Genomic DNA, 25,667 nt, shown 5'->3' with positions numbered 1-25,667 from the left:
TCGGGGCGGCCGTTCCCGGCACTTATTTGTTGGTGCTATGCTGTTTGTTCGACAGTCTCGCTTCCGGCGAGCCTTTGCCGCGGCGTTTGTTCTTCTCAGCCTTCTTCATATTCTCCCGAAACCTCTCTACGAACTCGTGTGTGTCCATCGTTGCCCTCCTAAAAGTTGTCCCAGACCTGCTGTTACTGTGTCCAGTTCCGGTAAAGTTCATTCACTGTAAGGAATCTCACAGACAGGAGACTTAAATGAAGTGCAAAGTAAACTCATAGTTTACTTTGTAACAATGCGGTGCAAGTTTAAGGGGGTGACAGGATGGGAAGCGGAGAGCGCAGAGAGAAAGAGAAGGAAATCCGCAGGAACGATATTATCGAGGCGGCGGAGGCGGTCTTTTTTGCCAAGGGATATAATCAAGCGACGATGGATGATGTGGCCAAGGCGGCAGAGTTCAGCAAAAGAACCTTGTACGTCTACTTCAGCAGCAAGGAACAGATTTATTTTGAGATTATGACCCGGGGCTACAGGCTGATGCTGGAGATGCTGCGGCAAGACATCCGTGAGAATCCGGCTGCCAACGCTTTGGGGAGTATCCGGCAGATGGGTGATGTATTTTACCGGTTCAGCAAGGAGCATCCGGAATATTTCGAAGCGATGATTCAATATGAGACGGCGGAAGATGACTTCATTGCCGAAGCTGCCGACAAGACGAGAGAAGAATGTTATGCCCTGGGGGAAGAGATCACAGAGCATTTAATCGGGATGCTGTGGCGGGGAATGGACGAAGGAGTAATCCGTAAGGAGCTTAACGTTGTACATACCGCACTTATGCTGTGGTCGAGCGTCGTGGGTGTGCTGAACACAGCGCTGAAGAAGGAGAATTATCTCCGTCATATGCATGGAACAACGCCGGATGAGCTGGTTGCGGCAGCTTTTAGCCTAATGGTTGAATCTATAAGCGTATAGAAGGGGTGCTCTCAAGTGAAAGGGAAGAAACGGGGGAAAAAGGTTATGTTGATCGTTGTCTCGGGCATTGCCGGTCTGGTCGCTGTCGTGTTTGCCGCCTTGCTGCTCATCAGTGGAGTGTTCACCCAGCAGCGTTATTTGCAGCCCTGGAAACCCGGTTATTCCGCGAAAATGGCTGATCCCAGACTGCAGCTAACCGCCCATGGTCTGCTTGCTGCCAGCGGGCATAATATGCAGCCTTGGCGGATCAAGCTCGATCCTAATAATGACATGGTTTTTTCGCTGTATGCGGACAGCTCGCGCGTATCTCCGGCAGTTGATCCCGACGCACGGCAGTTTATGGTTTCACAGGGAACCTTTCTGGAGTATATTCGGATTGCCGGAGCGGAGCTGGGTTATGATGCTGCCATCAAGCTGTTTCCTGAAGGGGAGTATGAGGAGAGCAGGCTTGCCGGGAGCATGGACAGCAAACCCGTTGCAAGAATTACTCTCACGAAGATCAGCGCCGCTGCCGGGCCGCTCTATCCATATTTGTTCCAGCCGGATACGAACAGGGGAGGCTATAAGCCAGATCCGCTGACTGATTCGCAAGTGCAGGAGCTAAAGGGCATTAACAAAGACAGTGACATGACCATTGAGGTATTTCAGGATGCCGGTAATATGCAGAAGCTTGCAGACTATGCCAATCAAGCGGCTAAGGTAGAGGCGGGGGTTGACCGTGTAATGGAGGAGACGGCCCAAATCTTCCGTGCCAATGAGCGGGAAAAGAATAAATACCGCTACGGCTTCTCCGTGGAAGGCCAAGGAACCAGCGGGCTCATGCGCCATGTCCTGCAGGGCGCTGTAACCTTGTTACCGTCGCTGAACAAGGGACAGGCTGCTTCCGACCAGCTTATTCAGTCAACGGAAGCCTCTGTGGACAAAACGCCTGCTTACGCACTGATTGTCAGCGGCGATAACAGCCGCACAAGCCAGGTCAGAAGCGGGATGCTGTACAGCAGGCTAATCCTGACCGCCCACCGCCTGGGTCTGGCGATGCAGCCGTTAAGCCAGGCCATCGAGGAGTATCCCGAGATGAACGGGATCTACAGCGATATTCACCGGAGCTATGCCCCCGGCGGCGGAACCATTCAGATGCTCGTGCGTCTGGGAACCCCGCTTAACGAGGTGCCGTTAAGCATGCGGCGGGATGTGCAGGAGTTAATCATCAGCAACTAGCGGCGTTTGCCAACCGGAACCACCAGCGGAGTGCCTGTAACCGGGTCTTCAATGATTTTGCAGGACAGATTAAATACTTCCTCAACCAGTTTCTCCGTAACAATGTCCCGGGGATGGCCCTGTGCGGCAATTGCCCCGTTCTTCATCGCAATGAGATGTGTGGCGTATCTGGCTGCATGATTCAAATCATGCAGCACAGCCACCAGCGTATGCCCCTTTCCGTTCAGCTCCGAAAAAGTGAAATTCTATCAAACAGGCGGATAGAGGAGGCTCTCTGCCTTTAATTTTTACAGTAAACCTTTATTTTTTACCCTGTTTGCGCCAGTGACCATAGCTTATTGTTGAAGTATATAATTAATTTAATTACTACAAAAAGGCAGAAGTGGTGGAGGAGAAGTTTGGAACTGTAGGAGCGGTAGCGTCCGCCTGAGAGCTTTCCGTAGGAAAGCTGGCATCGTAAGCATAAGCTATGTTTGGATTTCTACTGCGATCAGCGGTTCCAATCAGAGAAATCTAAACATAACAGCGGCCGGAAGTCCAAACATTCTCTGCAATCACGATCCAAGCCGCTTTGATAAATCTTTTATTCAGTAAGAAGTGAGAAGAAGTTTGGAGCCGACAAAACATATATAATGAAGTGTAGTTCACTAGGCAACAAGAGCAGGAGGGACTTCCGGGAATATGCTGCTTCCGAAATGGTATAAGAAGCATTTCAAGAACAATCTGTTTATGAAGATCATCCTGATCTTCTCCATAATTGCCGTGTTCACCACGATTACGTTCTCCTATCTGATGTTCCTCTTAATGTCGCAGCCCGTGGTGCAAAGGCAACTGGATATTCAGAAGCGGACCGTCGAGAGTGTGAACAACTATATGCAGAATAAATATGATGCCGTACAGACGATGATGCGCGATGTCTACAGGGACAGTGAGCTTGCCTCCAATACGTCCTATCTGCTGGAGCATCCATATCAGGACTATGTAACCTACAGGCTGGACCGGTATCTGAATGAGAGCAGCATCACTACAGACAGCGTGCAATTTTTCCGCAACAAGCTGGAGGATGATCCGGATATCCGCAGGCTGCTGCTCTACAGCTCAGCCAAACAGCAGTTGTATGTATTCAATGAACGGCAGAATTTCAATATTATCTCTACCAATGCGGCACGTTCGCTTGTCCCGGATGCCTTGTATCTGGAAGAAGCCAGCAGCGTGACCGCTCCGAACATCTGGGTCCGCAAAACCATTTCCCTCGCGGATTCCCCTATGTTCTCGATCCGGGTTCCTATCAATGACAAGCAATCGCTGCGCAATATCGGGCAATTGCTGGTGTTCTATGATGCGGAGCATATCTGGGAGAGTATGGGCGACTACAAGGATGATTTCAAAGGCAACATTGTTGTGCTCTCGGCGGACAACGACGTGTTATTCGACAGCTCCGGGAAGCTCTACGGCAAGAAGTACCCCTATCCTGAACAGGTTGAAGCGGTCTTTTCAGACGGTGAAGAAGTAAACGGGATGATGATCACGAAGCTGACACACAGCCAGGGCGGCTTCACGGTGCTAAGCGCAGTCCCGGAACAGGAGCTTGCAGCGACTTATAGAGGTCTGCGCAACATGATTATTATCATCTGCCTGATCTGTATTCTGTTTGCGGTGATTACGCCATCCCTGTTCATCAGCAACTTCGCCTACCGGGCGCATAATATTATCCGTTTTACCCGCAAGGTGAAGAATGGGGACCTTGCCGCCCGGATCACGGATGTGAAGGAAGACGAGCTGGGTCAAATCTCCAAAAGCTTCAATGATATGCTGGATGAGCTTAATCTCTATATCGACCGTGTCTTTAAGGCCGAGATCAAGCAGAAGCACAGCGAAATCTCAGCGCTTGAGGCCAGAGTCAACCCGCATTTCCTATACAATACACTGGAGGTAATCCGCATGCGCGCGATCTCCCAAGGGGCGCCCGATGTAGGAGAGATGATCTACAGCCTGTCTGTTCTGTTCAAAAGCTATGTCCATCCCAAGAGCAAACACACGATGAAGGATGAGCTTGAAGCCTGCCGGCTGTATCTGGAGCTGTTCCGCATCCGGTACAAGGACAAATTCTCTTATGAGCTGCATTGTCCGAAGGAGCTGGAGGGGCGGGTAGTCCTGAAGATGTCACTGCAGCCCATCGTCGAGAACTATATTCTCCACGGGATGAGAACAGACCGGAGCGATAATCACATCTCCATTCAACTGTTCAAGGAAGGCGAGATTCTCCGCGCCGTAGTAGCGGACAATGGCCGGGGCATTCCGCCGGAGCGGCTGCAGCAGATCCAGAGTGATTTGCTGCATACAGACAGCTCGTCGCAGTCTTTTGGCCTTCGGAGCATTCATGAGAGAATGATGCTGCTGTATGGAGCGCCGCATGGTGTCCGGGTGGAAAGCGAAGAGGGTGCCCGGACAACTGTGACCGTATGTTTCCCTGATTTGGGAGAGGAGGAGCCTACCTATGTATAAGGTGTTCATCGTGGATGACGAGCCGTTTATTATTGAAGGACTGTATGATATTGTCGATTGGGCCGGAATGGGGATGGAGATTGTCGGCCGGGCGGAGAACGGGCAGGAGGCGCTGGAAGCGCTGACTTCACTCCGTGCAGATATTCTCATTACCGACATTTCCATGCCGCTGATGAACGGGCTGGACCTGATCCGCGCTGTCCGCAGGATTCAGCCGGCGCTGAAGGTTATCATCCTCAGCGGGTACGATGAATTCGGTTATCTGAAGGAAGGAATGACGCTGGGCATTGAGAATTACCTGCTCAAGCCGATTAATCTGGAAGAGTTCAAGGCAACGCTGAGCAATGCTGTAGAGAAGCTCAACATGAGCAGAGCCGAAGATGAGATGAATGCGCATAGCATTTCCATATTAAGAGACAACGTGATGCACCGCTGGCTCAGAGATCAGATTGCCCCGGAGGAATTCCGCGAACGGGCGGAGCTGCTGGGCTTACAGATGAACAAGCCTCTGCTGCTCGCCGCATTGCTGCGCCCGGGCCCGGGCTTCGGCAGTGCGGAATTTCTCCAGGCGGTTGGGGAGGCACTTGCCAGCAGCAGCTCTATCATTCTGTTTCAGGACATCGAAGGGGATGCTGTACTGCTGCATGGTCTAAGTGAATACCAGCGCGGGAAGGAAGAGGTGGAGCGCTGCCATGAGCGGCTAATTGGACAATTGGCTGCCTTCCAGCCGCTCCGCCTCTCGCTTGGCTCCGTTGTGGAGACTGAAGGGGGCGCGGCCCAGAGCTATACGCAGGCGAAGAAGGCCCAGGAATATTTCATGCTGTTCCCAGAGCGGAGCTTGATCCGGTATGAAGAGATAAGGAGCCGCACTGAAGGGGATGGGCGGGAAGTCACCCAGAATTGGGAGCAGGTGCAGCGGCTGATTCTGGCCAAAGACAAGGAGGCGCTGCTGCGGCGGATTGACGAACGGTTTGAGCAGCTCAGGCATATGGAAGGCGTGACGCCGGAAATCCTGCAGGATTTTTCCATGGAATGGCTGATCCGTTTCAAGATGCAGTTGAAGGAAATCAGGCATTCTGAAGAGCCGGAGCTGTACCAGGAGGGCTTCCGCAGAATCCGTGAGACGGCGTCGATCCATGAGTGGATTTATATTTTGAAGGAAGCGGCAGCGTTTACAATAGATTTGCTGATCCGCGATGTGAAAAGTCCGGTCGTGCAGCAGGTGCTCAATTTTATCCATGAGTCCTACTCGGAGGATATTTCGCTGAAGACACTCGGCGCGCAGTTCCATATTCATCCGGTATATCTGGGGCAACTATTCAGCAAAGAGGTAGGGGATACCTTCACGGAATATATCAACCGCTACAGGATCGAGAAGGCCAAGGAAGAGCTGCGTTATACCTCCTGCAAGGTCCAGGAAATCGCCAGGAATGTAGGCTACTGGGAGACGGGATACTTCTATAAGCAATTCAAAAAATATGTGGGCATTTCACCTACCGAATACAAGGGGCTTGTCTAGCGGACGTTCGCCGGGCGAGTTCTTTTCTTTATTTTCTACAGGATTTATTTAGTTTAGCTTCTGTTTGAGAATGCTTACATCAACTAAAGTTAAGATAATCCTTGAAGAGGACGGCGGCGGTCAGGCTTCCGGATATTCCTGGGAAATTCGAGGTGAATAAAGGGGAGGTTATCAAAGAATGAGCAAGAAAAGAAAACGGTTTTCCCTGTTACTTACATCGCTGATGGCATTCTCGGTGCTGCTTAGCGCCTGCGGCGGCTCTAACAATGCTGCTACGAACAATGCCGGGACTAAGGATGCTGCTTCCGAAACGAAAGACACTTCGTCGGAGAAGCCGGTAGAGCTGATCTGGTATACCATCGGCGCGCCGCAGAAGGACCTGGACACGGTAGTGGCTGAAGTCAACAAATATACCAAAGAAAAAATCAATGTTACCCTCAAGGTCAACATGATTGACTACGGCGACTACTCGCAGAAGATGCAGGTTAAGGTTGCCTCCGGTGAGCCTATGGACATCATGTTTACCAGCTCGTGGGCTTTGGATTATGTGCAAAATGCCCGCAAAGGCGCGTTCCTGGAACTCGACAGCCTGATTGATCAATATGGCAAAGGCATCAAGGATGCCATCGACCCTGCCTTCCTGGAAGGCTCCAAGGTAGACGGCCACAACTACGCAATCCCTGCCAACAAAGAGCTTCCGGCTCAGGAAGTATGGCGCTTCAACAAGGAGCTGGTGGACAAGTACAAGCTGGACATCAGCAGCGTGAAATCGCTGGAGAGCATTGAACCTTTGCTCAAGACAATCAAGGACAACGAGCCGGGCATCACGCCTTACGCGATGGTGAAGGATTTTATGCCGGTGCTGCCTTTTGACTATATCATCGAAAAAATGCCAATGGCAGTATATCTGGACACCAAAGACTATAAAATCGTCAACATTCTCGAAACTCCTGAACTCAAATCCAATCTTGAAACCGTACACAAATATTACAAGGCAGGTTACCTCTCATCGGAAGTAGCGACAACTACGTCCGTGGATGACCTCTACAAATCCGGCAAATGGTTCATGGACCGCGCCACCACACAGCCAATGGCTGACAATCTGTGGACGGCAAGCTACGGTTATCCTGTAGTATCGACTCCCGCCGGTGAATCTTACATTTACAACTGGTCCGTTATGGGCTCGATGCAGGCGATTTCGGCCAACTCCGAGCATCCGGAGAAAGCGATGGAATTCCTCAACCTGCTCAACACCGATCCGGTGCTGCGCAACATGATGGATTCTGGTATCGAAGGTGTGCACTATGAGAAGGTCAATGACACTACCGTTAAGTTCCTGCCGGAAGCGCAGAACTATGATATGCCGTCCTTCTCTCTCGGGAATATCATGCTCAACTATTTGAACGAAGGCGACCCTGCGGACAAATGGGAGCAGTTCAAGAAATTCAACGAAGCAGGCGTAAATGCGCCGCTCCTTGGCTTCAACTTTGATACCTCCAAGGTGACGAATGAAATCGCCGCTTTGCAGAACGTGAAGGAAGAATTCTGGGCTCCGCTCATGACGGGAACCGTAGATCCTGACGAATATCTGCCAAAAGCGATTGAGAAATTCAAAGCTGCCGGTCTCGACAAAATCATCGCAGAAGCACAGACCCAAATCGACGCCTGGAAAGCCGCGAACAACAAATAATTCATTCATTTAAGGAAGATCGGGCGGGTGCCAAGCCTCTTGCCCGGTCTTCTTTACAGTTAAGGAGGGCTCCACGTGAAAATGGTTGGCGGATTCATCCGAAATATCATCAAAAACAAAATTATGCTGCTCATGGTCCTACCGGGCGCGCTGTGGTTCCTCTTTTTCTCGTATCTGCCGATGGTGGGAACGGTCATTGCCTTTAAGGAATACCGCTACAGCCGGGAGGGCTTCTGGGCCAGCATTATCAACAGCAAGTGGGTAGGCTGGGATAACTTCAAATTTCTGTTCACCACAAACGATGCGTATGTCATCACCCGCAACACGCTTTTATACAATGCCGCTTTCATTCTGCTTGGGCTGGTGCTGTCGGTGGCGATGGCGATTGTGCTGGCGGAGATTTCCAATAAAAGACTGGCGAAGGTCTATCAGACCGGTATGTTCCTGCCGTATTTCCTATCCTGGGTTGTTGTCGGCTACTTCGCCTTCAGCTTTCTCAGCTCCGAGAGCGGTGTAATGAACCAGATCCTGGGCTATTTTGGCGCAGAACCGATCAACTGGTATTCCGAGAAAAAATACTGGCCGCTCATCCTGATACTGGTGTATCTGTGGAAAGCGCTTGGCTACAACAGCGTAGTCTACCTGGCTGCTATCATGGGGATCGACAAATCGCTGTATGAAGCTGCAATGATCGACGGTGCAGGCAAGTTCCAGCAGATCAAGAACATCACCCTGCCGCTCCTAAGCCCGATTATCAACATTATGACGCTGCTTGCCATCGGGAAAATCTTTTACGCCGACTTCGGCTTGTTCTATCAGGTTCCCCGCAATTCCGGGACGCTCTACAGTGTTACGAACGTTATCGACACCTATGTCTACCAAGGCCTCAAATCTACAGGTGAGATTGGCATGAGCACTGCCGCAGGTCTGTATCAATCCGTTGTCGGGTTTGTGCTTGTTATTACTTCGAACTTCATCGTGCGCAAATTCAACAAGGACAGCGCCTTATTCTAATCAGGGCGAAAGGAGTGAACCAGATGTCCACACTAGTCAAAAAAGAACGCGATTTTCACAAGCTCTCCAAGACCTGGAATGTGCTGTTCAATTTGTTTGCCGGCATTTTTGCTTTTCTGTGCGTTTTTCCTTTTATTTTTGTAGTGATCATTTCCTTCACGGATGAAGGGACGCTGGCCCGGGATGGCTACAGTCTGTTTCCGGCAAAATGGAGCCTCGGGGCTTACAAATATGTATTTGAATCAGGCGATATGCTGCTGCGTTCTTACGGGGTAACCATTCTCGTGACCGTACTCGGTACGCTGATCAGCCTGTTGTTTATTGCTTTTTATGCCTATGCCATTTCGCGTAAAAGCTTCAGATACCGCAATTTCTTTGCGTTCTTTGCCTTTTTCACCATGCTGTTCAACGGGGGGCTTGTTCCGACCTACATCATCGTTACGCAGTTCCTGGGACTCAAGGATTCGATCTGGGCGCTTGTGATGCCGCTGGCGGTCAACGCCTTTTACATTATGATTCTGCGGACGTTCTACAGCACCAGCGTTCCCGATGCCATCATTGAATCCGGTAAAATCGACGGCGCGGGCGAATTCCGCATTTTCCTGACGCTTGTGTTGCCGCTGTCCCTGCCCGGGCTGGCTACGATTGCCCTGTTCAGTACCCTGGGCTACTGGAATGACTGGTTCAATGCGCTGCTCTATATTGATGATCCGAACCTGGTGCCGCTGCAGTCGATGCTGATGCGGATCGAGACCAGTATGCAGTTTATTATGCAGAACTCCACCAACAGCTCGCTCAGTCTGGAGGCGCTGCGCTCCATGCCTCAGGATACGTCGCGGATGGCGATGGTCGTGCTTGCGACGGGACCGATAATTTTTGCTTATCCGTTCTTCCAGCGTTATTTCATTCAGGGGCTTACCGTAGGGGCCGTCAAAGAATAAGAGTGTCAGCAGAAAGGGCGTGGAGAAATGAGCTATACAGATCCGGGCAGACCGGCCAAGGAACGGGCGGAGCATCTGCTGGGACTAATGACCTTGGAAGAAAAGGCCGCACAACTGGTTCAGCCCTTCGGCTGGCAGGCCTATGAACATACAAATGGAACCATTACGCTTACCGAAGATTTCAAACGCCGGGTGGCGGAGACAGGCATCGGGTCGCTGTACGGCATGCTTCGTGCCGATCCGTGGACAGGTGTAACTCTGGCGAGCGGACTGTCCCCACGCCAGGGTGCGGAGGCGGTCAACGCGATTCAGCGTTATGCTATCGAGCATTCCCGGCTGGGCATTCCGATTCTGATCGGGGAAGAATGCTCGCACGGGCATATGGCGATTGGCGCTACCGTGTTTCCGGTTCCGCTCTCGCTGGGCAGCTCCTGGAATGTGGACCTGTACCGGGAGATGTGCCGGGCGGTGGCGCTGGAGACCCGCAGCCAGGGCGGAACCGTGACCTATTCTCCTGTGCTGGACGTAGTGCGCGATCCCCGCTGGGGGCGCACCGAGGAATGCTTCGGCGAGGACGCCTACCTGATCAGTGAACTGGCCGTCGCCTCCGTGGAGGGGCTGCAGGGTGATTCGCTGAGCAGCCAGGAGAGCGTGGGGGCGACCCTGAAGCATTTCGTCGGCTACGGCAGCTCCGAGGGCGGCAGAAATGCCGGCCCGGTGCATATGGGCTGGCGCGAGCTGCTTGAAGTGGATCTGCTGCCGTTCAAGAAAGCGGTAGAGGCTGGCGCGGTTTCAGTTATGCCTGCCTACAACGAAATCGACGGCGTTCCCTGCACGACGAATACCGCGCTCTTGGAGGATATTCTCCGGGGAGCTTGGGGCTTTGACGGCCTTGTAATAACCGATTGCGGCGCGATCGAAATGCTGGCTTCCGGCCATGATGTTGCCGAGGATGGGCTGGATGCTTCCGTGCAGGCCATTAGCTCCGGCATCGACATGGAGATGTCGGGCGCGATGTTCGGCGAGCACTTAGTAAACGCCGTCCGCACGGGCAGATTGGCTCCAGAGATTCTGGACCGCGCCGTGCAGCGGGTGCTGGAGCTGAAATTCAAGCTCGGCCTGTTCGAGCAGCCGTATGCCGACCCGGATGCAGCCGAGAAGTTCATCGGCAGCAAGAAGCACCGGGAGCTAGCCCGCAAGCTGGCGGCGGAAAGCATCATTCTGCTGAAGAATGAAGGGAATACGCTACCGCTGGCTGGCAGTTCCGGCGGCAGCGGCGGCGCGGGGGGCAGCGGCATAGGCGGCTCCGGCAAGGTTGCCGTCATCGGCCCGAACGCCGATGCGCCGTACAATCAGCTTGGCGACTATACCTCGCCGCAGCAGCGCGCAAGCATCGTCACCGTGCTGGACGGTGTGCGCAGCAAGCTGGGGCCGGAGCGGGTGCTGCATGCGCCCGGCTGCCGGATCAAAGGCGACTCCAGAGAAGGCTTCGAAGCGGCTCTGTCCTGCGCGGCGCAGGCCGACACCGTGGTGATGGTGCTCGGCGGCTCCAGCGCCCGCGATTTCGGCGAAGGCACCATTGATCTGAAGACCGGAGCCTCGAAGGTTACGGAGCATTCGTGGAGCGATATGGACTGCGGCGAAGGCATCGACCGGATCTCACTGGCCCTTTCGGGTGTGCAGCTTGAGCTGGTGCAGGAGATTCATAAGCTGGGCAAGCCGGTGATTGTGGTCTATATCAACGGACGTCCGGTAAGCGAGCCGTGGATTGAGGAGCATGCCCATGCCATTCTGGAAGCCTGGTACCCAGGTCAGGAGGGCGGCCACGCGGTGGCGGATATTCTGTTCGGCGAGGTGAATCCTTCAGGCCGGTTGACGGTTTCCTGGCCGAAGGATGTCGGACAGCTTCCGGTGTACTACAACGGCAAGCGTTCCCGGGGCAAAAGATACCTCGAGACGGATTCGCAGCCCCGCTACCCGTTCGGCTTCGGGCTGAGCTATACAAGCTTCAGCTACGCTGAGCTTAAGGTAGAGCCGCAGTCGATCACTGCAGGCGAAACCGCAACGGTAACCGTACAAGTGACTAACACGGGCGAGCGTACAGGGGCTGAAGTCGTTCAACTATATATTTCCGATGTTGCCAGCAAGGTTTCGAGACCCGCCAAGGAATTGAAGGGCTTCCGCAAAATCACGCTGTCTCCGGGTGAATCGCAAATCGTGGAATTTGAGGTCGGTCCGGAGCAACTGCAATATATCGGCCCGGATGTTCAGCCTGTTGTGGAGCCGGGAGCCTTCAAGGTGCTGGCCGGCAGCCATGTAAATGATGTGCTGGAAGCCGCGCTTATGGTAATGGAGGGTTCAGATGGAGCGGATTAAAAGATTGATACGCGAGCTGTCAGAGCGGCAATGGCTAGAGCGGCGCGCGCTTGAGGAATGGGATATCCAAGCTTCGGTATATACCGTGCCGGGCCAATATGATGCAATGCGCCCCTATACCGAAGGAAATTTCAGCCTGTTTCCAAGTGTTCAGGGAACCACGTATTTCTTCCGCCGTACGCTTGTAATTCCCCGTGAATGGGAACGGCAGCATGCGGGTCTGATCTTTGAGTCGGGAGGCGAGGGCTTGCTGAGGGTCAATGGGGAATCCCGTCAGGGCCTTGACCGGAACCACACCTTTGTGACGCTTGAAGCTGCCCCGGACGGAAGGCCGCTGGAGCTGGAAATTGAATTGTTTGATCCAATTCCGGAGCCGGTGGACCCGCTGAACCAGCAGGCGGTGATCCAGCCGCCGATCCGGGCGATCCGCACGGAGCTTGTGCTCGTGAATGTTGCGGTTCAGAGCTTGATGTACAGCTCGATCATTGTCCGGGATGCAGCCATTCTGCTGCCCGAAGCGGATTTGCGGCGGGCCCGGATGCTGGAAGCCTTGTACCGCGTAATGGATGAATTTCTGAATTTATCTGAGGCAGCAATCCGTGAGGGAAAGGCTGCTGCCGCTCTCGAAGAGAAGCTGCGTGCAGGCATTGCGGGAATTGGCGGAAATGCGGAAGGCACCATTCATATGGTCGGCCAATCCCACATTGATATTGCCTGGCTGTGGCCGGCCCGGGAGACCGTGCGCAAGACCAGCCGGACCTTCTCAACCGTGCACGCCTTGATGGAAGAATACCCTGAATACCAATTTGCCCAGAGCCAGCCGCAGTTGTTCGCATATCTCAAGGAGAATGACCCCGTGCTGTTCGCCAAGGTAAAAGAAAGAATCCGCGAAGGCCGTTGGGAGCTTGTCGGCGGCATGTGGGTGGAGCCGGATCTGAACATTCCGAGCGGTGAATCGCTGATGCGCCAGATGCTCTACGGACAGCGCTTCTATCTGGAGGAATTCGGCAAGACCTCGGACATTGAATGGCTGCCGGATACCTTCGGCTACTGCGCATCGCTTCCGCAGATCCTGCGGCATGGCGGAGTGCATTATTTCATGACCACAAAGCTCGGCTGGAATGATACCAATGTGTTCCCTTACGATCTGTTCCACTGGGTGGGCATTGACGGCACTGCCATGCTGTCCTATCTCAATCATGGCGTGAATGAGAATACATTGCCGAAGGATGTGCATGATCACTGGCAATCCTTCCGCGAGAAGAAGACCCATAACGAGCAGATGCTGCTCTACGGTCATGGCGACGGCGGCGGAGGCGTGACCCGCGAGATGCTGGAATATATCCGCCGGGCGGAGCTGATGGTCGGCCAGCCGGCCAGCCAAATCAGCAGTGCCGCCGATTTCTTCGCAGGCATCCGGGAACGGCAGCCGAAGCTCCCGGAATGGCGCGGCGATCTGTATCTGGAGCTGCACCGGGGAACCTATACCACCCACGGCCGCAACAAGCGGAACAACCGCAAGGTGGAGATCCTTTACCGCGAGGCGGAGCTTTGGCAGACAGTGGCGGCTTCCTTCATGAAGCCGGAAGAACGGAGCAGCAGCGTAGAACAGCTCCATAAAGGCTGGAAGCTGGTGCTGCTGAACCAGTTCCATGATATTATTCCCGGCTCGGCGATCACCGAAGCTTATGAGACTTCGGAGAAGGAATACCGCGAGGTGTTCACCCTCGGGCAATCGGCGCTCCAGCCGGGTCTTCAGGCCTTGGCCGGCCAGGTGGCGGCAGTGGGCGAAGGTACGCCGTATGTGCTGTTCAACAGCCTGGGCTGGGCACGGGACGTGGTAGCTGCAATTCCTGTGCCGGATCAGCCGGATCATACGGAACTGGAGAATGCAGCGCTGGCGGACACCCAACCGGCAAGTACAGGATGGACAGGTACGGAACTAACAAGTGCGAAAGTGACCAATACAGGACTGAACAATAGTGGGTTGAGCAATGCGGAATTAGCAAAGACGACACCAACTAAGGCGACAACTGCCGGGAAAACATCGGCAAACCTAACCTGGGCAGCCTACGACGAGGACGGTCATTCACTTTCGGTGGATCTTGTGTCCGAATCGTCGGCTGCCACCGGTTCAACGGAGCAGAAGACGGCCTATATCTATGTCCCACAGATTCCGGCCTTTGGCTATAAGACAATCTGGCTGAGACGCGAAGAAACCAGCACAGAACCAATCACCGGAAGTGTGGGCGGCATGAAAGCTGCAACCGGAGTAACTGCACCATTTACGGGAGCTGCATCTGCGGAGACTACGGAAGCCGTGGCGGCGGCGGAGCACACTCCGTTGACGGAGTACGCTGCGTTGAACGATAGCTGGGACACACCGTATTACAGATTTACGTTTAATGAACGGGGCGAGATTACCAGCCTGTTCGACAAGACGGCAGGCCGCGAAATTGTACAGCCGGGCGGACGCGCCAACCGGTTCCACTTTTTCCATGACCGCCCGACGCTCTGGGATGCCTGGGATATTGACAGCCGTTATGAAGATCAGCCCGCCGGTGAGGCAGAGCTGGTATCGAAATACGTGCTTCACTCGGGCAAAGTTCAGGATGTGCTGAGATTCCATTGGAAGCTGGGCCAATCGGAAATTACGCAGGATTTGATCCTGTATGCGAATGACCGCAGGATGGATTTCAAGACACATGTGGAATGGAATGAAGCCCACAAGCTGCTCAAGGTTGGATTCCCGGTGGATGTGGTTGCGGACAAAGCGACCTATGAGATTCCGTTCGGGGCGCTTGAGCGCCCGACCCACCGCAACACATGCTGGGAGCAGGCCCAGTATGAGGTGTGCGGTCATCGTTTTGCCGATGTGTCCGAGCATGGTTACGGCGTCAGTCTGCTGAATGACTGTAAATACGGCTATGACGTTCAAGGCAGCACGATTCGCTTATCTCTGCTGCGCGCGCCCAAATGGCCGGATATCACTGCTGACCTGGGCAGCCATGACTTTACCTATTCCTTATATCCCCATGAAGGGGATTGGCGGAGTGCGCACACGCTGCGCAAGGCAGCGGAGCTGAATCATGAAGTGCCGGCCTTTGCAGCCACTATGAAGACTGGACAACTGCCATCTACTGGAGCATTAATCGGCTTCAACGGGCAGCAGGTTGTGCTGGATACGGTGAAGCTATCCGAGGATGGACAGGGCAGCATTCTGCGGCTCTATGAATCCTCCGGCGGACGCGAAGCCGTGAAGCTTGGCTGGAAGCAGCCTTTTAACGAAGTGCACCTGTCCAATGCTTTGGAACAGAAGCTTGAACCCGTAGCCCACCACCAGGGCGAGTTCGAGCTGCACTTTGCTCCCTTTGAGATCAAGACTATTTACATTCGCTGAGCCGGTATTGCTGCTTATCCCACTCCTATCCATATCCCGGCCTGCATATGCTCAACCCCAACTACATGAACAAAGGAGTGTGCGTTCCTTGGAACAATTCAGATTGCCTAAGATCCCTATGCCGAAAATTAAGCTGCCTCAAGCGGTACAGGAGGTGCTGGACGAAGCTGAAGTGAAGCTGGCCCACCGTCCGAAGCTGCTGCAGCTTTTCAAGAACTGTTTTCCCAATACACTTGAGACGACCACCAAGCTGCTTGATGACGGGACAACCTTTGTCATTACCGGCGATATTCCGGCTTCCTGGCTGCGCGACTCTGTGGAGCAGGTCATTCATTATGTACCCTTGGCCAAAAATGACCCGGATCTCCAGCGCATCATCGGCGGCCTGATCAAACGTCATATTCAGTACATCCACATCGACCCTTACGCCAATGCTTTTAACGAGTCGGCCAATGATTGGCACTGGAACACCACCGATGGCACCGAAATGTCCCCTTGGGTCTGGGAGCGGAAGTTCGAGATTGACTCGCTTTGCTTCGTGGTGCGCCTGGCCTACACCTACTGGCAGGAGACCGGCGTGACCGATTTCTTCGATGCCGGCTTCAAGTCCGCTTTGCGTACCATTATGGATCTGTTCAAAAGAGAGCAGCGCCACTTCGAGCAGTCGCCTTACCGCTTCAGCCGCAACAATGGCATCCCTGAGGATTCGCTGCGTAACAGCGGACTCGGCATGCCGGTGAACTATACAGGGATGATCTGGTCCGGCTTCCGCTCCAGTGACGATGCCTGCGATTTCCACTACAACATTCCCGGCAACATGTTTGCGGTTGTGGCGCTGCGCCAGATGCAGGAGTTCGCCGAATGGGTATTCCGCGACATGGATATGCTTGCCGAGCTGAAGGAGCTGGAATTTGAAGTTGATCACGGCATTAAGCTGTACGGGATTTACCGCCATCCTGAATTCGGACCGATTTATGCCTACGAGACCGATGGCTTCGGCAACTACTGCCTGATGGATGATGCCGGAACCCCGGGGCTGATCTCCATTCCTTACCTGGGCTATTTGAAGAACGATGATCCGATCTATCAGAACACCAGACGATTTGCGCTCAGTAAAGAAAATCCTTTCTATTATGAAGGAACAGCGGCCAAAGGCATTGGCAGTCCGCACACACCCAAGAACTATATCTGGCATATGGCCTTGTCGATGCAAGGGATAACGGCGGACACCAAGGAAGAGAAGCTGGCGGTGATCAGCATGCTGGAAGCAACGGACGCCGATACCGGCTTCATGCACGAAGGCTTCCATGCGGACGACCCATCCGTGTTCACGCGCAGTTGGTTCGCCTGGTCGAACAGCCTGTTTTCCCAACTGATCTGGCGGGCGCTACAGGAAGGAATTCTCTAAGCTATTTCAGATACTGATGACAAGATGGAGTAAGATACTTTTTTATATGAAAAGGAGACATGAGCATGAGTACAATTATTGGAGAAAATCTGTCAAATATCCCTTGGGAGGAAAAGCCGGTAGCCACCCACGCACCCGTGTGGAGATATTCGGCCAATCCGATCATTAAGCGGGATGCCATCCCAAACTCCAACAGTGTGTTTAATTCGGCGGTCGTCCCCTTTGGGAATGGGTTCGCCGGCGTCTTCCGCTGCGATTCCAAATCGGTCAGCATGGATATCTTTGCAGGCTTCAGCGAGGATGGTGTGAACTGGACAATCCAGCATGAGCCGATTGTTTTCCAAGGTGACGAAGAAGTCATTAAACGGGAATACCGCTATGATCCCCGGGTCTGCAAGATAGATGATCGTTACTATATTTCCTGGTGCAACGGCTATCACGGGCCTACCATCGGACTCGCGTACACCACCGATTTTCAGACTTTCCATCAATTGGAGAACGCCTTTCTGCCGTATAACCGCAATGGCGTGCTGTTCCCGCGGAAGATAAACGGGCATTATGCCATGCTTAGCCGTCCAAGCGATACCGGGCATACTCCGTTTGGAGATATTTTCTACAGTGAAAGCCCTGATCTTACCTTCTGGGGCAAGCACCGCTATGTGATGGGCACGGTGAATGGGGATGCCTCCGCCTGGCAGTCCAAGAAGATTGGTCCAGGCCCTATTCCGATTGAAACCAGCGAGGGCTGGCTGCTCATCTATCACGGCGTAATCAACACATGTAATGGATTTGTCTACCGCATGGGCTGTGCGCTCCTGGATCTGGATCAGCCTTGGAAAGTGAAAGCCCGTTCGCGCAATTATATTCTTGGACCGGAAATGTTGTACGAATGTGTGGGAGATGTGCCCAATGTGACCTTCCCTTGCGCGGCTTTGACAGATTCTGCTACAGGACGGATTGCTATCTACTACGGGTGTGCGGATACCGTTACGGGCCTTGCCTTCACCACCGTAGATGAATTGCTTAAATATATGAGGGAGTTCCCTTTGGAGATTGAGGAATAGCATCAATGAACAGTAGCAGGACATAACATTAAGGCATAATCGAGACGACAGTATTTGAACCTGCGGCTCCTTGCTCCCGAAGTAATGCTGCGCCTGTCATTCCGGGCGGTTTCGGAATATGGCCTGGAAGCGCTGGGCTCAGCCGCGAACCTGATTCTGTTGCCAAGTGCGCAGAATTTGGACGATAGCGCGATGGAACAGTTGATTGCTTTTATAGAACACACTAGAGCAGTGCTTGTAGTGACCGGAGCACTTGGACTCAACTCCTACTGGCAGCCGTCCGGTCGCCTAGAGGAATTCTCGGTATGCGTGAGCTAAGCAACGTGCGGCGCGAGGAGGAGATGAAGCTTGGTGATAGAGCCTTTGCCGTCTCCTACGGGCAGCGCCGGATCGCGGAGCTGGTCAAGGAGGTGCAAGTGCGGGATGCCGCCGCAGCCACCCGGCCAACAGACACTGGCGGCGCCGTGGTGGAGCGGCAGCTCGGCCAAGGGCGCGATTACAATACATTAAGCAAGATTTAAGGGGAGAGATGGGATTCATGACGAAGAAAAAAACGGCGCATATCGTTTCCCACACCCACTGGGACCGGGAATGGTATTTGCCCTACGAGAAGCATCATGTACGTCTGGTAGAGCTGGTGGATGCGCTTTTGGATAAATTGGAGAGCAGTTCGGCCTTCCGCAGCTTTTATCTGGATGGGCAAACCATTATTCTCGAGGATTATCTCCAGGTCCGCCCGGAGAACAAGGAACGTCTGGAACGGCACATCCGGGATGGCCGGATTCTGATCGGTCCGTGGTACATTCTGCAGGATGCTTTCCTTACGAGCGGGGAAGCTAATGTGCGAAACATGCAGATCGGCCACCAAGACGCCCTGAAATACGGCGAGCCTTCCGCAATCGGCTACTTCCCCGATACCTTCGGTCTCGTCGGTCAGACGCCGCAGCTTATGCTCCAGTCCGGCATCAAAAACGCCTTCTTCGGCAGAGGAGTTAAACCGACCGGCTTCAACAATACCGTATCGGACGGCGGTTATGAATCATCGTTCTCCGAGCTGATCTGGGAAGGGCCGGACGGTTCCCGAATCCTTGGTATTCTTTTCGCCAACTGGTATTCCAACGGCAATGAGGTTCCTGTGGACGAAACCGCTGCCCGGGAGTTTTGGGACCGCAAGCTGGCGGATGCCGAGAAATATGCCTCCACTGGCGAACTGCTGTTCATGAATGGGTGTGACCATCAGCCGCTGCAGCTCGACCTGCCGGAGGCGATTGCTGCCGCACAGGCGTTGTACCCGGAGGTAGAGTTCGTTCATTCGAACTTCCCCGATTACCTGGACGCGTTGAATGCCGATCTGGAGCATAGCGGGCGTGAACTGTCTTCCGTCACCGGAGAGCTGCGCAGCCAGCGGACTGACGGGTGGGGCACGCTGGTCAATACGGCCTCGGCACGTGTGTACCTGAAGCAGATGAACCAGAAGGGCCAGGCCCTCCTTGAAAAAGTAGCCGAGCCCCTGGCCTCCATCGCCAAGCTTGCCGGCAAAGACTATCCGCATCATCTGTTCACCTACGCTTGGAAGACGCTGATGCAGAACCATCCCCATGACAGCATCTGCGGCTGCAGCGTAGATGAGGTCCACCGCGAGATGGTAACCCGTTTTGACAAAAGCCGCCATGTAGCGGAGAGCATCATAGAAGAAAGCGCCAGATTCATCGCCGATGCTGTGGATACTTCTGTTTTTGACGGATATTCGGATAGAGGCGGGGCTGTTCCCTTCGTGGTGATGAATACCACCGGCTGGAGCCGTACGGGAACTGTCAGCGTTGAACTGGATGCCGCCCGTTTATATTTAGGCGAAGGTTATGGTTTGGAAGAAACCTCGCGCAGAATGCAGGAGACTGATCTCTCCGGCCGCGTATTGGTGGATGACAACGGCAATGTGCTGGCTTGCACCGTAGAGGATTTGGGTCTGGAATTCGGCTATGATCTGCCGGACGACAAATTCCGCCAGCCGTATATGTGCCGCAAAGTGAAGCTCACCTTCGAAGCGGCCGAGGTACCGGCACTTGGACTGCGCGCCTATGCCTGGATCACACAGCAAGCAGCAGCTCCTGCGGGACAGCAAGCTTCCCTTATTAGCGGTGGGCATGTGATGGAGAATGCGGCGATCCGTGTTGAAGTGTCTGCGGACGGCTCTTTCAGCCTGCATCACAAGCCGAGCGGGGCTGTATACTGTGATCTTGGTGTTTACGAGAATACCGGGGACATTGGCAATGAATATATGTACAGACAGCCTGATGGCGAGACACCTTTGACGACCAAAGGCTTGAACGCAGCAATCACTGTACTTGAAGACACTCCTTTCCGGGCGGCTGTCGAGATTAAGCATGAATGGGAAATTCCCGCCTCGGCAGACGCCAGACTAAATGAGGAGCAGCGCGCATTGGTGTACTATCCAGAGCGGAAGGCACAGCGCAGCAGCGAAACAGTGATTTTGCAGCTTCGTACTGTTATTTCTCTGGAGCGTGAGGGCAAGGGGCTGCATATTGAATCGACGATCAATAATGTGGCCAAGGATCACCGGGTGCGCATGCTGTTCCCCACAGATCTGCAAACAGCGGTGCATCATGCCGATTCCATGTTCGAAATTGCCAAGCGGGACAACGAACCGGCAGCAGAGTGGCTGAACCCGAGCAACACGCAGCATCAGCAGGCTTTTGTGGATGTCAGCAGTACAAAAGCTGGCATGACGGTAGCCAATCTCGGTCTGAACGAATATGAAGTGCTGCGCGACGGGCGCAATACAGTAGCTGTTACTTTGCTGCGCAGTGTGGGCGAACTCGGGGACTGGGGCTGGTTCCCGACACCGGAAGCCCAATGCCTCGGCGGGCACACCGCTCAACTAATGCTGATTCCGCATACTGGGGATGGGATTGCTTCAGGCGCTTATGCGGAAGCCTATCAGTACCAGACACCGTGGACCGCCTTCCAGACTGGTGTACAAGCGGGAGCGCTTGCCTCCGGGTATTCTCCATTAAGTTGGAAGAGTGCAGAAGCAGCATTCTCCTCCATGAAAATGAACGAAACCACCGGCGATCTCCTGCTGCGCTGGTACAATATGAGCGGCCGGCAAACAGACCTGGAGCTGAAGCTGGGGCTTGCCCATGAACATCTATACAAGACTGGCATCCTCGAAGAGAGTGCGAATCCGCTGCCGGATTCTGGAGATGCAGAACATATTCTGCAGTTAGGCGCATGCGAAATCGCAACATTCGGCATCCATCTGTGATCTTACCCTTATTTGATAAAAAAAAGCTCCACCGGCGCTTCCCTGCCGGTGGAGCTTTTTGCTTACTTCCTGCGGTAATCTTTGCTCCAATTCCGAATAGCCTCAGCTAATGTTGGTGTTCTAAGTTTTCTCCAGTCAGAGGTCTCCCATTCGTGAATCGCTTGCTGTCTGGTTTTGTAGAAGCTGTAATCGCGGATATTCCAAGGGCAGTAGACCTTTCTGTACGATTTACCATCAGAGATCCCGCGGGTATAGCGGCGGACGGCTTTGCTCGCCTGTCTTTTAGCCCAGACAGAGCCTGGGGATCGCTGGTCGTTCCACACCGGGTGTTTCTTAACACTTCTGCTCATTGTGACTCTAACCTCCTATAGGGAAGGGAAGCTAGAAGTCGTGAACTCTCTTCAAAAAGCAGTCACCCCTTTCGTAACATGTTTCCTTCTTGCTTATAGGGGGAAGGTACATTCATGGACGTTAAGACTTAAATAAAGTTTCACACCCGACTATGATATCAAGGCAAGAAGCGGGGCATGCGGAGTAAGCCCAAACAAGTTTGAAATAAATGCTTGCAAAGAATCTCTATACATGATATATTCTAATTCCGGCCAAGAAAGTTCAACGCCGAGCTCGAAAAAAGAAATTAAAAAAGAGCTTGCATTAATACGCCGGACATGATATAGTATAAGAGTTGCTGCTGACGAGAACATCGTCGCCAACAACGAGCTTGATCTTTGAAAACTGAACAACGAGTGAGTATCGGAAATCACGTGAGTGACTTCCAAAATGAGAATGCAAATTCTCGTCAGATGTTTCAAAATGAGCGAATCGCTCTTTCTAAATACCAATTTGGAGAGTTTGATCCTGGCTCAGGACGAACGCTGGCGGCGTGCCTAATACATGCAAGTCGAGCGGAGCTTATCCTTCGGGNTAAGCTTAGCGGCGGACGGGTGAGTAACACGTAGGCAACCTACCCTGTAGACTGGGATAACTACCGGAAACGGTAGCTAATACCGGATAATTCCTTTCTTCTCCTGAAGGAAGGATGAAAGGCGGAACAATCTGCTACTAGAGGATGGGCCTGCGGCGCATTAGCTAGTTGGTGGGGTAACGGCCCACCAAGGCGACGATGCGTAGCCGACCTGAGAGGGTGAACGGCCACACTGGGACTGAGACACGGCCCAGACTCCTACGGGAGGCAGCAGTAGGGAATCTTCCGCAATGGGCGAAAGCCTGACGGAGCAACGCCGCGTGAGTGATGAAGGTTTTCGGATCGTAAAGCTCTGTTGCCAGGGAAGAACGTCCGGTAGAGTAACTGCTACCGGAGTGACGGTACCTGAGAAGAAAGCCCCGGCTAACTACGTGCCAGCAGCCGCGGTAATACGTAGGGGGCAAGCGTTGTCCGGAATTATTGGGCGTAAAGCGCGCGCAGGCGGCTNTTTAAGTCTGGTGTTTAAACCTTGGGCTCAACCTGGGGTCGCACTGGAAACTGGATGGCTTGAGTACAGAAGAGGAAAGTGGAATTCCACGTGTAGCGGTGAAATGCGTAGAGATGTGGAGGAACACCAGTGGCGAAGGCGACTTTCTGGGCTGTAACTGACGCTGAGGCGCGAAAGCGTGGGGAGCAAACAGGATTAGATACCCTGGTAGTCCACGCCGTAAACGATGAGTGCTAGGTGTTAGGGGTTTCGATACCCTTGGTGCCGAAGTTAACACAGTAAGCACTCCGCCTGGGGAGTACGGTCGCAAGACTGAAACTCAAAGGAATTGACGGGGACCCGCACAAGCAGTGGAGTATGTGGTTTAATTCGAAGCAACGCGAAGAACCTTACCAGGTCTTGACATCCAACTAACGAAGCAGAGATGCATCAGGTGCCCTTCGGGGAAAGTTGAGACAGGTGGTGCATGGTTGTCGTCAGCTCGTGTCGTGAGATGTTGGGTTAAGTCCCGCAACGAGCGCAACCCTTGACTTTAGTTGCCAGCAGGTAAGGCTGGGCACTCTAGAGTGACTGCCGGTGACAAACCGGAGGAAGGTGGGGATGACGTCAAATCATCATGCCCCTTATGACCTGGGCTACACACGTACTACAATGGCCGGTACAACGGGAAGCGAAGCCGCGAGGTGGAGCAAATCCCAGCAAAGCCGGTCTCAGTTCGGATTGCAGGCTGCAACTCGCCTGCATGAAGTCGGAATTGCTAGTAATCGCGGATCAGCATGCCGCGGTGAATACGTTCCCGGGTCTTGTACACACCGCCCGTCACACCACGAGAGTTTACAACACCCGAAGTCGGTGGGGTAACCCGCAAGGGAGCCAGCCGCCGAAGGTGGGGTAGATGATTGGGGTGAAGTCGTAACAAGGTAGCCGTATCGGAAGGTGCGGCTGGATCACCTCCTTTCTATGGAGAATCGTTCTCTGCGATGAGAACATTCAAATCTAAATCTAACCAGGTCGGTTAGTGACTCACTCGTTGGTCAGTTTTGAGAGTTTAAGCTCTCAATTGTAATAAACTTGATCCTTGAAAACTGGATACCGAAACGAAAATGCGTTTTAGAACATTCCTTTAAGCTGAACTTGTGTTAATACAAGTGAAGATTTAATAGCGATGCTAAGTGAAGGTTTTCGATTGTGAAGCGACCTTTGGCTTTGAATGATCTAGCGGACGGAGTCATCCGGGCGCGCCATTCAAAACAAGATGAGCGAACAAGCGAAACACCGGAACGTTGGTTAAGCTACTAAGAGCACACGGAGGATGCCTAGGCGCCAGGAGCCGACGAAGGACGTGGCGAACAACGAAACTGCCTCGGGGAGCTGTAAGCAAGCTTTGATCCGGGGGTGTCCGAATGGGGAAACCCAGCTGTGGTAATTCGCAGTTACTCACATCTGAATACATAGGGTGTGCAGAGGCAGACCAGGGGAACTGAAACATCTAAGTACCCTGAGGAAGAGAAAACAATAGTGATTCCGTCAGTAGCGGCGAGCGAACGCGGAACAGCCTAAACCAAGGGGCTTGCTCCTTGGGGTTGTGGGACGTCTCACATGGAGTTACAAAGGAAAATGGTAGGTGAAGAGGTCTGGAAAGGCCCGCGATAGAGGTAAAAGCCCTGTAACCTAAACTGTATTCCCTCCGAGACGGATCCCGAGTAGTGCGGGGCACGTGAAACCCCGTATGAATCCGGCAGGACCATCTGTCAAGGCTAAATACTACCTGGCGACCGATAGTGAAACAGTACCGTGAGGGAAAGGTGAAAAGCACCCCGGAAGGGGAGTGAAATAGAACCTGAAACCGTGTGCTTACAAAAAGTCAGAGTCCTGTTTATGGATGATGGCGTGCCTTTTGTAGAATGAACCGGCGAGTTACGTTTAACATGCAAGGTTAAGGTGAGAAGCCGGAGCCGCAGCGAAAGCGAGTCTGAATAGGGCGATTAAGTATGTGGACGTAGACCCGAAACCGTGTGATCTACCCCTGTCCAGGGTGAAGGTGCGGTAACACGCACTGGAGGCCCGAACCCACGTACGTTGAAAAGTACGGGGATGAGGTGGGGGTAGCGGAGAAATTCCAATCGAACTCGGAGATAGCTGGTTCTCCCCGAAATAGCTTTAGGGCTAGCCTCGGTGAATGGAGTGGTGGAGGTAGAGCACTGATTGGGTGCGGGGCCCGCAAGGGTTACCAAGCTCAGTCAAACTCCGAATGCCATTAACTTCTTGCCGGGAGTCAGACAGTGAGTGCTAAGATCCATTGTCAAAAGGGAAACAGCCCAGACCATCAGCTAAGGTCCCCAAGTGTGTGTTAAGTGGGAAAGGATGTGGAGTTGCACAGACAACCAGGATGTTGGCTTAGAAGCAGCCACCATTGAAAGAGTGCGTAATAGCTCACTGGTCGAGTGACTCTGCGCCGAAAATGTAACGGGGCTAAACACACCACCGAAGCTATGGCTTGATGCTTTGCATCAGGGGTAGGGGAGCGTTGTGTATACGTTGAAGGTGTACCGTAAGGAGCGCTGGAGCATACACAAGTGAGAATGCCGGTATGAGTAACGAAAAGATCAGTGAGAATCTGATCCGCCGAAAGCCCAAGGTTTCCTGAGGAAGGCTCGTCCGCTCAGGGTAAGTCGGGACCTAAGGCGAGGCCGACAGGCGTAGTCGAAGGACAACAGTTTGAAATTACTGTACCACCGTAATCCGCTATGAGCGATGGGGTGACGCAGGAGGGTAGTGACGCGGACTGATGGATGTCCGTCCAAGCAGTGAGGCTGGTGTGTAGGCAAATCCGCACACCGTAAGGCTGGGCTG

Annotated in this window: 17 protein-coding genes and 2 rRNA genes (1 of these 19 only partly in view); 16 read left to right on the top strand and 3 right to left on the bottom strand. The window is 53.4% G+C overall.

What is annotated here, in order from left to right; all coding sequences use genetic code 11:
* Nucleotides 1-22 precede the first annotated feature (22 nt).
* Nucleotides 23-148, bottom strand: a complete 126-nt coding sequence (locus B212_RS34025) for a DUF4023 family protein (RefSeq protein WP_019913490.1) — start codon at nt 146-148, stop codon at nt 23-25.
* Between the two features lie 164 nt (nt 149-312).
* On the opposite strand from B212_RS34025, the gene B212_RS0123030 reads away from it, so the two are divergent.
* Complete coding sequence (locus B212_RS0123030) at nt 313-960, top strand: TetR/AcrR family transcriptional regulator (protein ID WP_019913489.1); 648 nt, start codon at nt 313-315, stop codon at nt 958-960.
* A 15-nt stretch (nt 961-975) separates the two neighbouring features.
* Nucleotides 976-2,178 (top strand): Acg family FMN-binding oxidoreductase, encoded by a 1,203-nt coding sequence (locus B212_RS0123025; protein WP_019913488.1) that lies wholly within the window; start codon nt 976-978, stop codon nt 2,176-2,178.
* Here the strand turns inward: B212_RS0123025 and B212_RS0123020 are convergent.
* Nucleotides 2,175-2,381, bottom strand: coding sequence for a hypothetical protein (locus B212_RS0123020; protein WP_019913486.1), 207 nt, complete (start codon nt 2,379-2,381; stop codon nt 2,175-2,177). The two genes, B212_RS0123025 and B212_RS0123020, sit on opposite strands and share 4 nt — an antisense overlap.
* A 478-nt stretch (nt 2,382-2,859) precedes the next feature.
* Between B212_RS0123020 and B212_RS0123015 the strand changes: the two genes are divergently transcribed.
* The 12 genes from B212_RS0123015 (at nt 2,860) to B212_RS0122960 (ending at nt 21,381) form a co-directional block, all read left to right on the top strand.
* Complete coding sequence (locus B212_RS0123015; RefSeq protein WP_019913484.1) at nt 2,860-4,683, top strand: sensor histidine kinase; 1,824 nt, start codon at nt 2,860-2,862, stop codon at nt 4,681-4,683.
* On the top strand, nt 4,676-6,202 hold the full coding sequence (locus tag B212_RS0123010) for a response regulator transcription factor (RefSeq protein ID WP_019913483.1): 1,527 nt from the start codon (nt 4,676-4,678) through the stop codon (nt 6,200-6,202). The genes B212_RS0123015 and B212_RS0123010 overlap by 8 nt, the downstream gene beginning before the upstream one ends.
* A gap of 178 nt (nt 6,203-6,380) precedes the next feature.
* A complete protein-coding gene (locus B212_RS0123005) occupies nt 6,381-7,892 on the top strand; it encodes an ABC transporter substrate-binding protein (RefSeq protein WP_019913482.1) in 1,512 nt (503 codons plus the stop codon).
* 81 nt (nt 7,893-7,973) lie between these two features.
* The gene (locus B212_RS0123000; RefSeq protein WP_036669947.1) at nt 7,974-8,906 is read left to right on the top strand and encodes an ABC transporter permease; all 933 of its coding nucleotides are present in this window, start codon (nt 7,974-7,976) and stop codon (nt 8,904-8,906) included.
* A 23-nt stretch (nt 8,907-8,929) separates the two neighbouring features.
* A complete protein-coding gene (locus tag B212_RS0122995) occupies nt 8,930-9,847 on the top strand; it encodes a carbohydrate ABC transporter permease (RefSeq protein ID WP_019913480.1) in 918 nt (305 codons plus the stop codon).
* 27 nt (nt 9,848-9,874) lie between these two features.
* Entirely contained in the window at nt 9,875-12,223 is a 2,349-nt protein-coding gene (locus B212_RS0122990) for a glycoside hydrolase family 3 N-terminal domain-containing protein (RefSeq protein WP_019913479.1), read from the top strand.
* Nucleotides 12,210-15,623, top strand: a complete 3,414-nt coding sequence (locus tag B212_RS0122985) for an alpha-mannosidase (protein WP_019913478.1) — start codon at nt 12,210-12,212, stop codon at nt 15,621-15,623. Before B212_RS0122990 ends, B212_RS0122985 begins: the two co-directional genes overlap by 14 nt.
* 88 nt (nt 15,624-15,711) lie before the next feature.
* Nucleotides 15,712-17,031, top strand: a complete 1,320-nt coding sequence (locus tag B212_RS0122980) for a glycoside hydrolase family 125 protein (RefSeq protein WP_019913477.1) — start codon at nt 15,712-15,714, stop codon at nt 17,029-17,031.
* 65 nt (nt 17,032-17,096) lie between these two features.
* Nucleotides 17,097-18,095: a glycoside hydrolase family 130 protein gene (locus B212_RS0122975; protein WP_019913476.1), complete on the top strand. Its 999-nt coding sequence runs from the start codon at nt 17,097-17,099 to the stop codon at nt 18,093-18,095.
* A gap of 54 nt (nt 18,096-18,149) precedes the next feature.
* Nucleotides 18,150-18,413: a hypothetical protein gene (locus B212_RS0122970; RefSeq protein WP_028531013.1), complete on the top strand. Its 264-nt coding sequence runs from the start codon at nt 18,150-18,152 to the stop codon at nt 18,411-18,413.
* The gene (locus B212_RS0122965) at nt 18,401-18,616 is read left to right on the top strand and encodes a hypothetical protein (protein ID WP_028531012.1); all 216 of its coding nucleotides are present in this window, start codon (nt 18,401-18,403) and stop codon (nt 18,614-18,616) included. The genes B212_RS0122970 and B212_RS0122965 overlap by 13 nt, the downstream gene beginning before the upstream one ends.
* A gap of 17 nt (nt 18,617-18,633) precedes the next feature.
* Nucleotides 18,634-21,381, top strand: coding sequence for an alpha-mannosidase (locus B212_RS0122960; protein WP_019913475.1), 2,748 nt, complete (start codon nt 18,634-18,636; stop codon nt 21,379-21,381).
* Nucleotides 21,382-21,443: 62 nt separating this feature from the next.
* Here the strand turns inward: B212_RS0122960 and B212_RS0122955 are convergent, their stop codons facing one another.
* On the bottom strand, nt 21,444-21,731 hold the full coding sequence (locus B212_RS0122955) for a hypothetical protein (RefSeq protein WP_019913474.1): 288 nt from the start codon (nt 21,729-21,731) through the stop codon (nt 21,444-21,446).
* 490 nt (nt 21,732-22,221) lie between these two features.
* Between B212_RS0122955 and B212_RS0122950 the strand changes: the two genes are divergently transcribed.
* Nucleotides 22,222-23,772, top strand: a 16S ribosomal RNA gene (locus B212_RS0122950).
* A gap of 327 nt (nt 23,773-24,099) precedes the next feature.
* Nucleotides 24,100-25,667: ribosomal RNA gene (locus B212_RS35090) — 23S ribosomal RNA — on the top strand; it runs 1,426 nt beyond the window's last position.
* Together the 16S and 23S rRNA genes form the textbook arrangement of a ribosomal RNA operon.

Source organism: Paenibacillus sp. HW567, assembly GCF_000374185.1.
Lineage (GTDB): Bacteria > Bacillota > Bacilli > Paenibacillales > Paenibacillaceae > Paenibacillus_AQ.
This window is presented reverse-complemented; position numbering and strand designations above follow the sequence as displayed.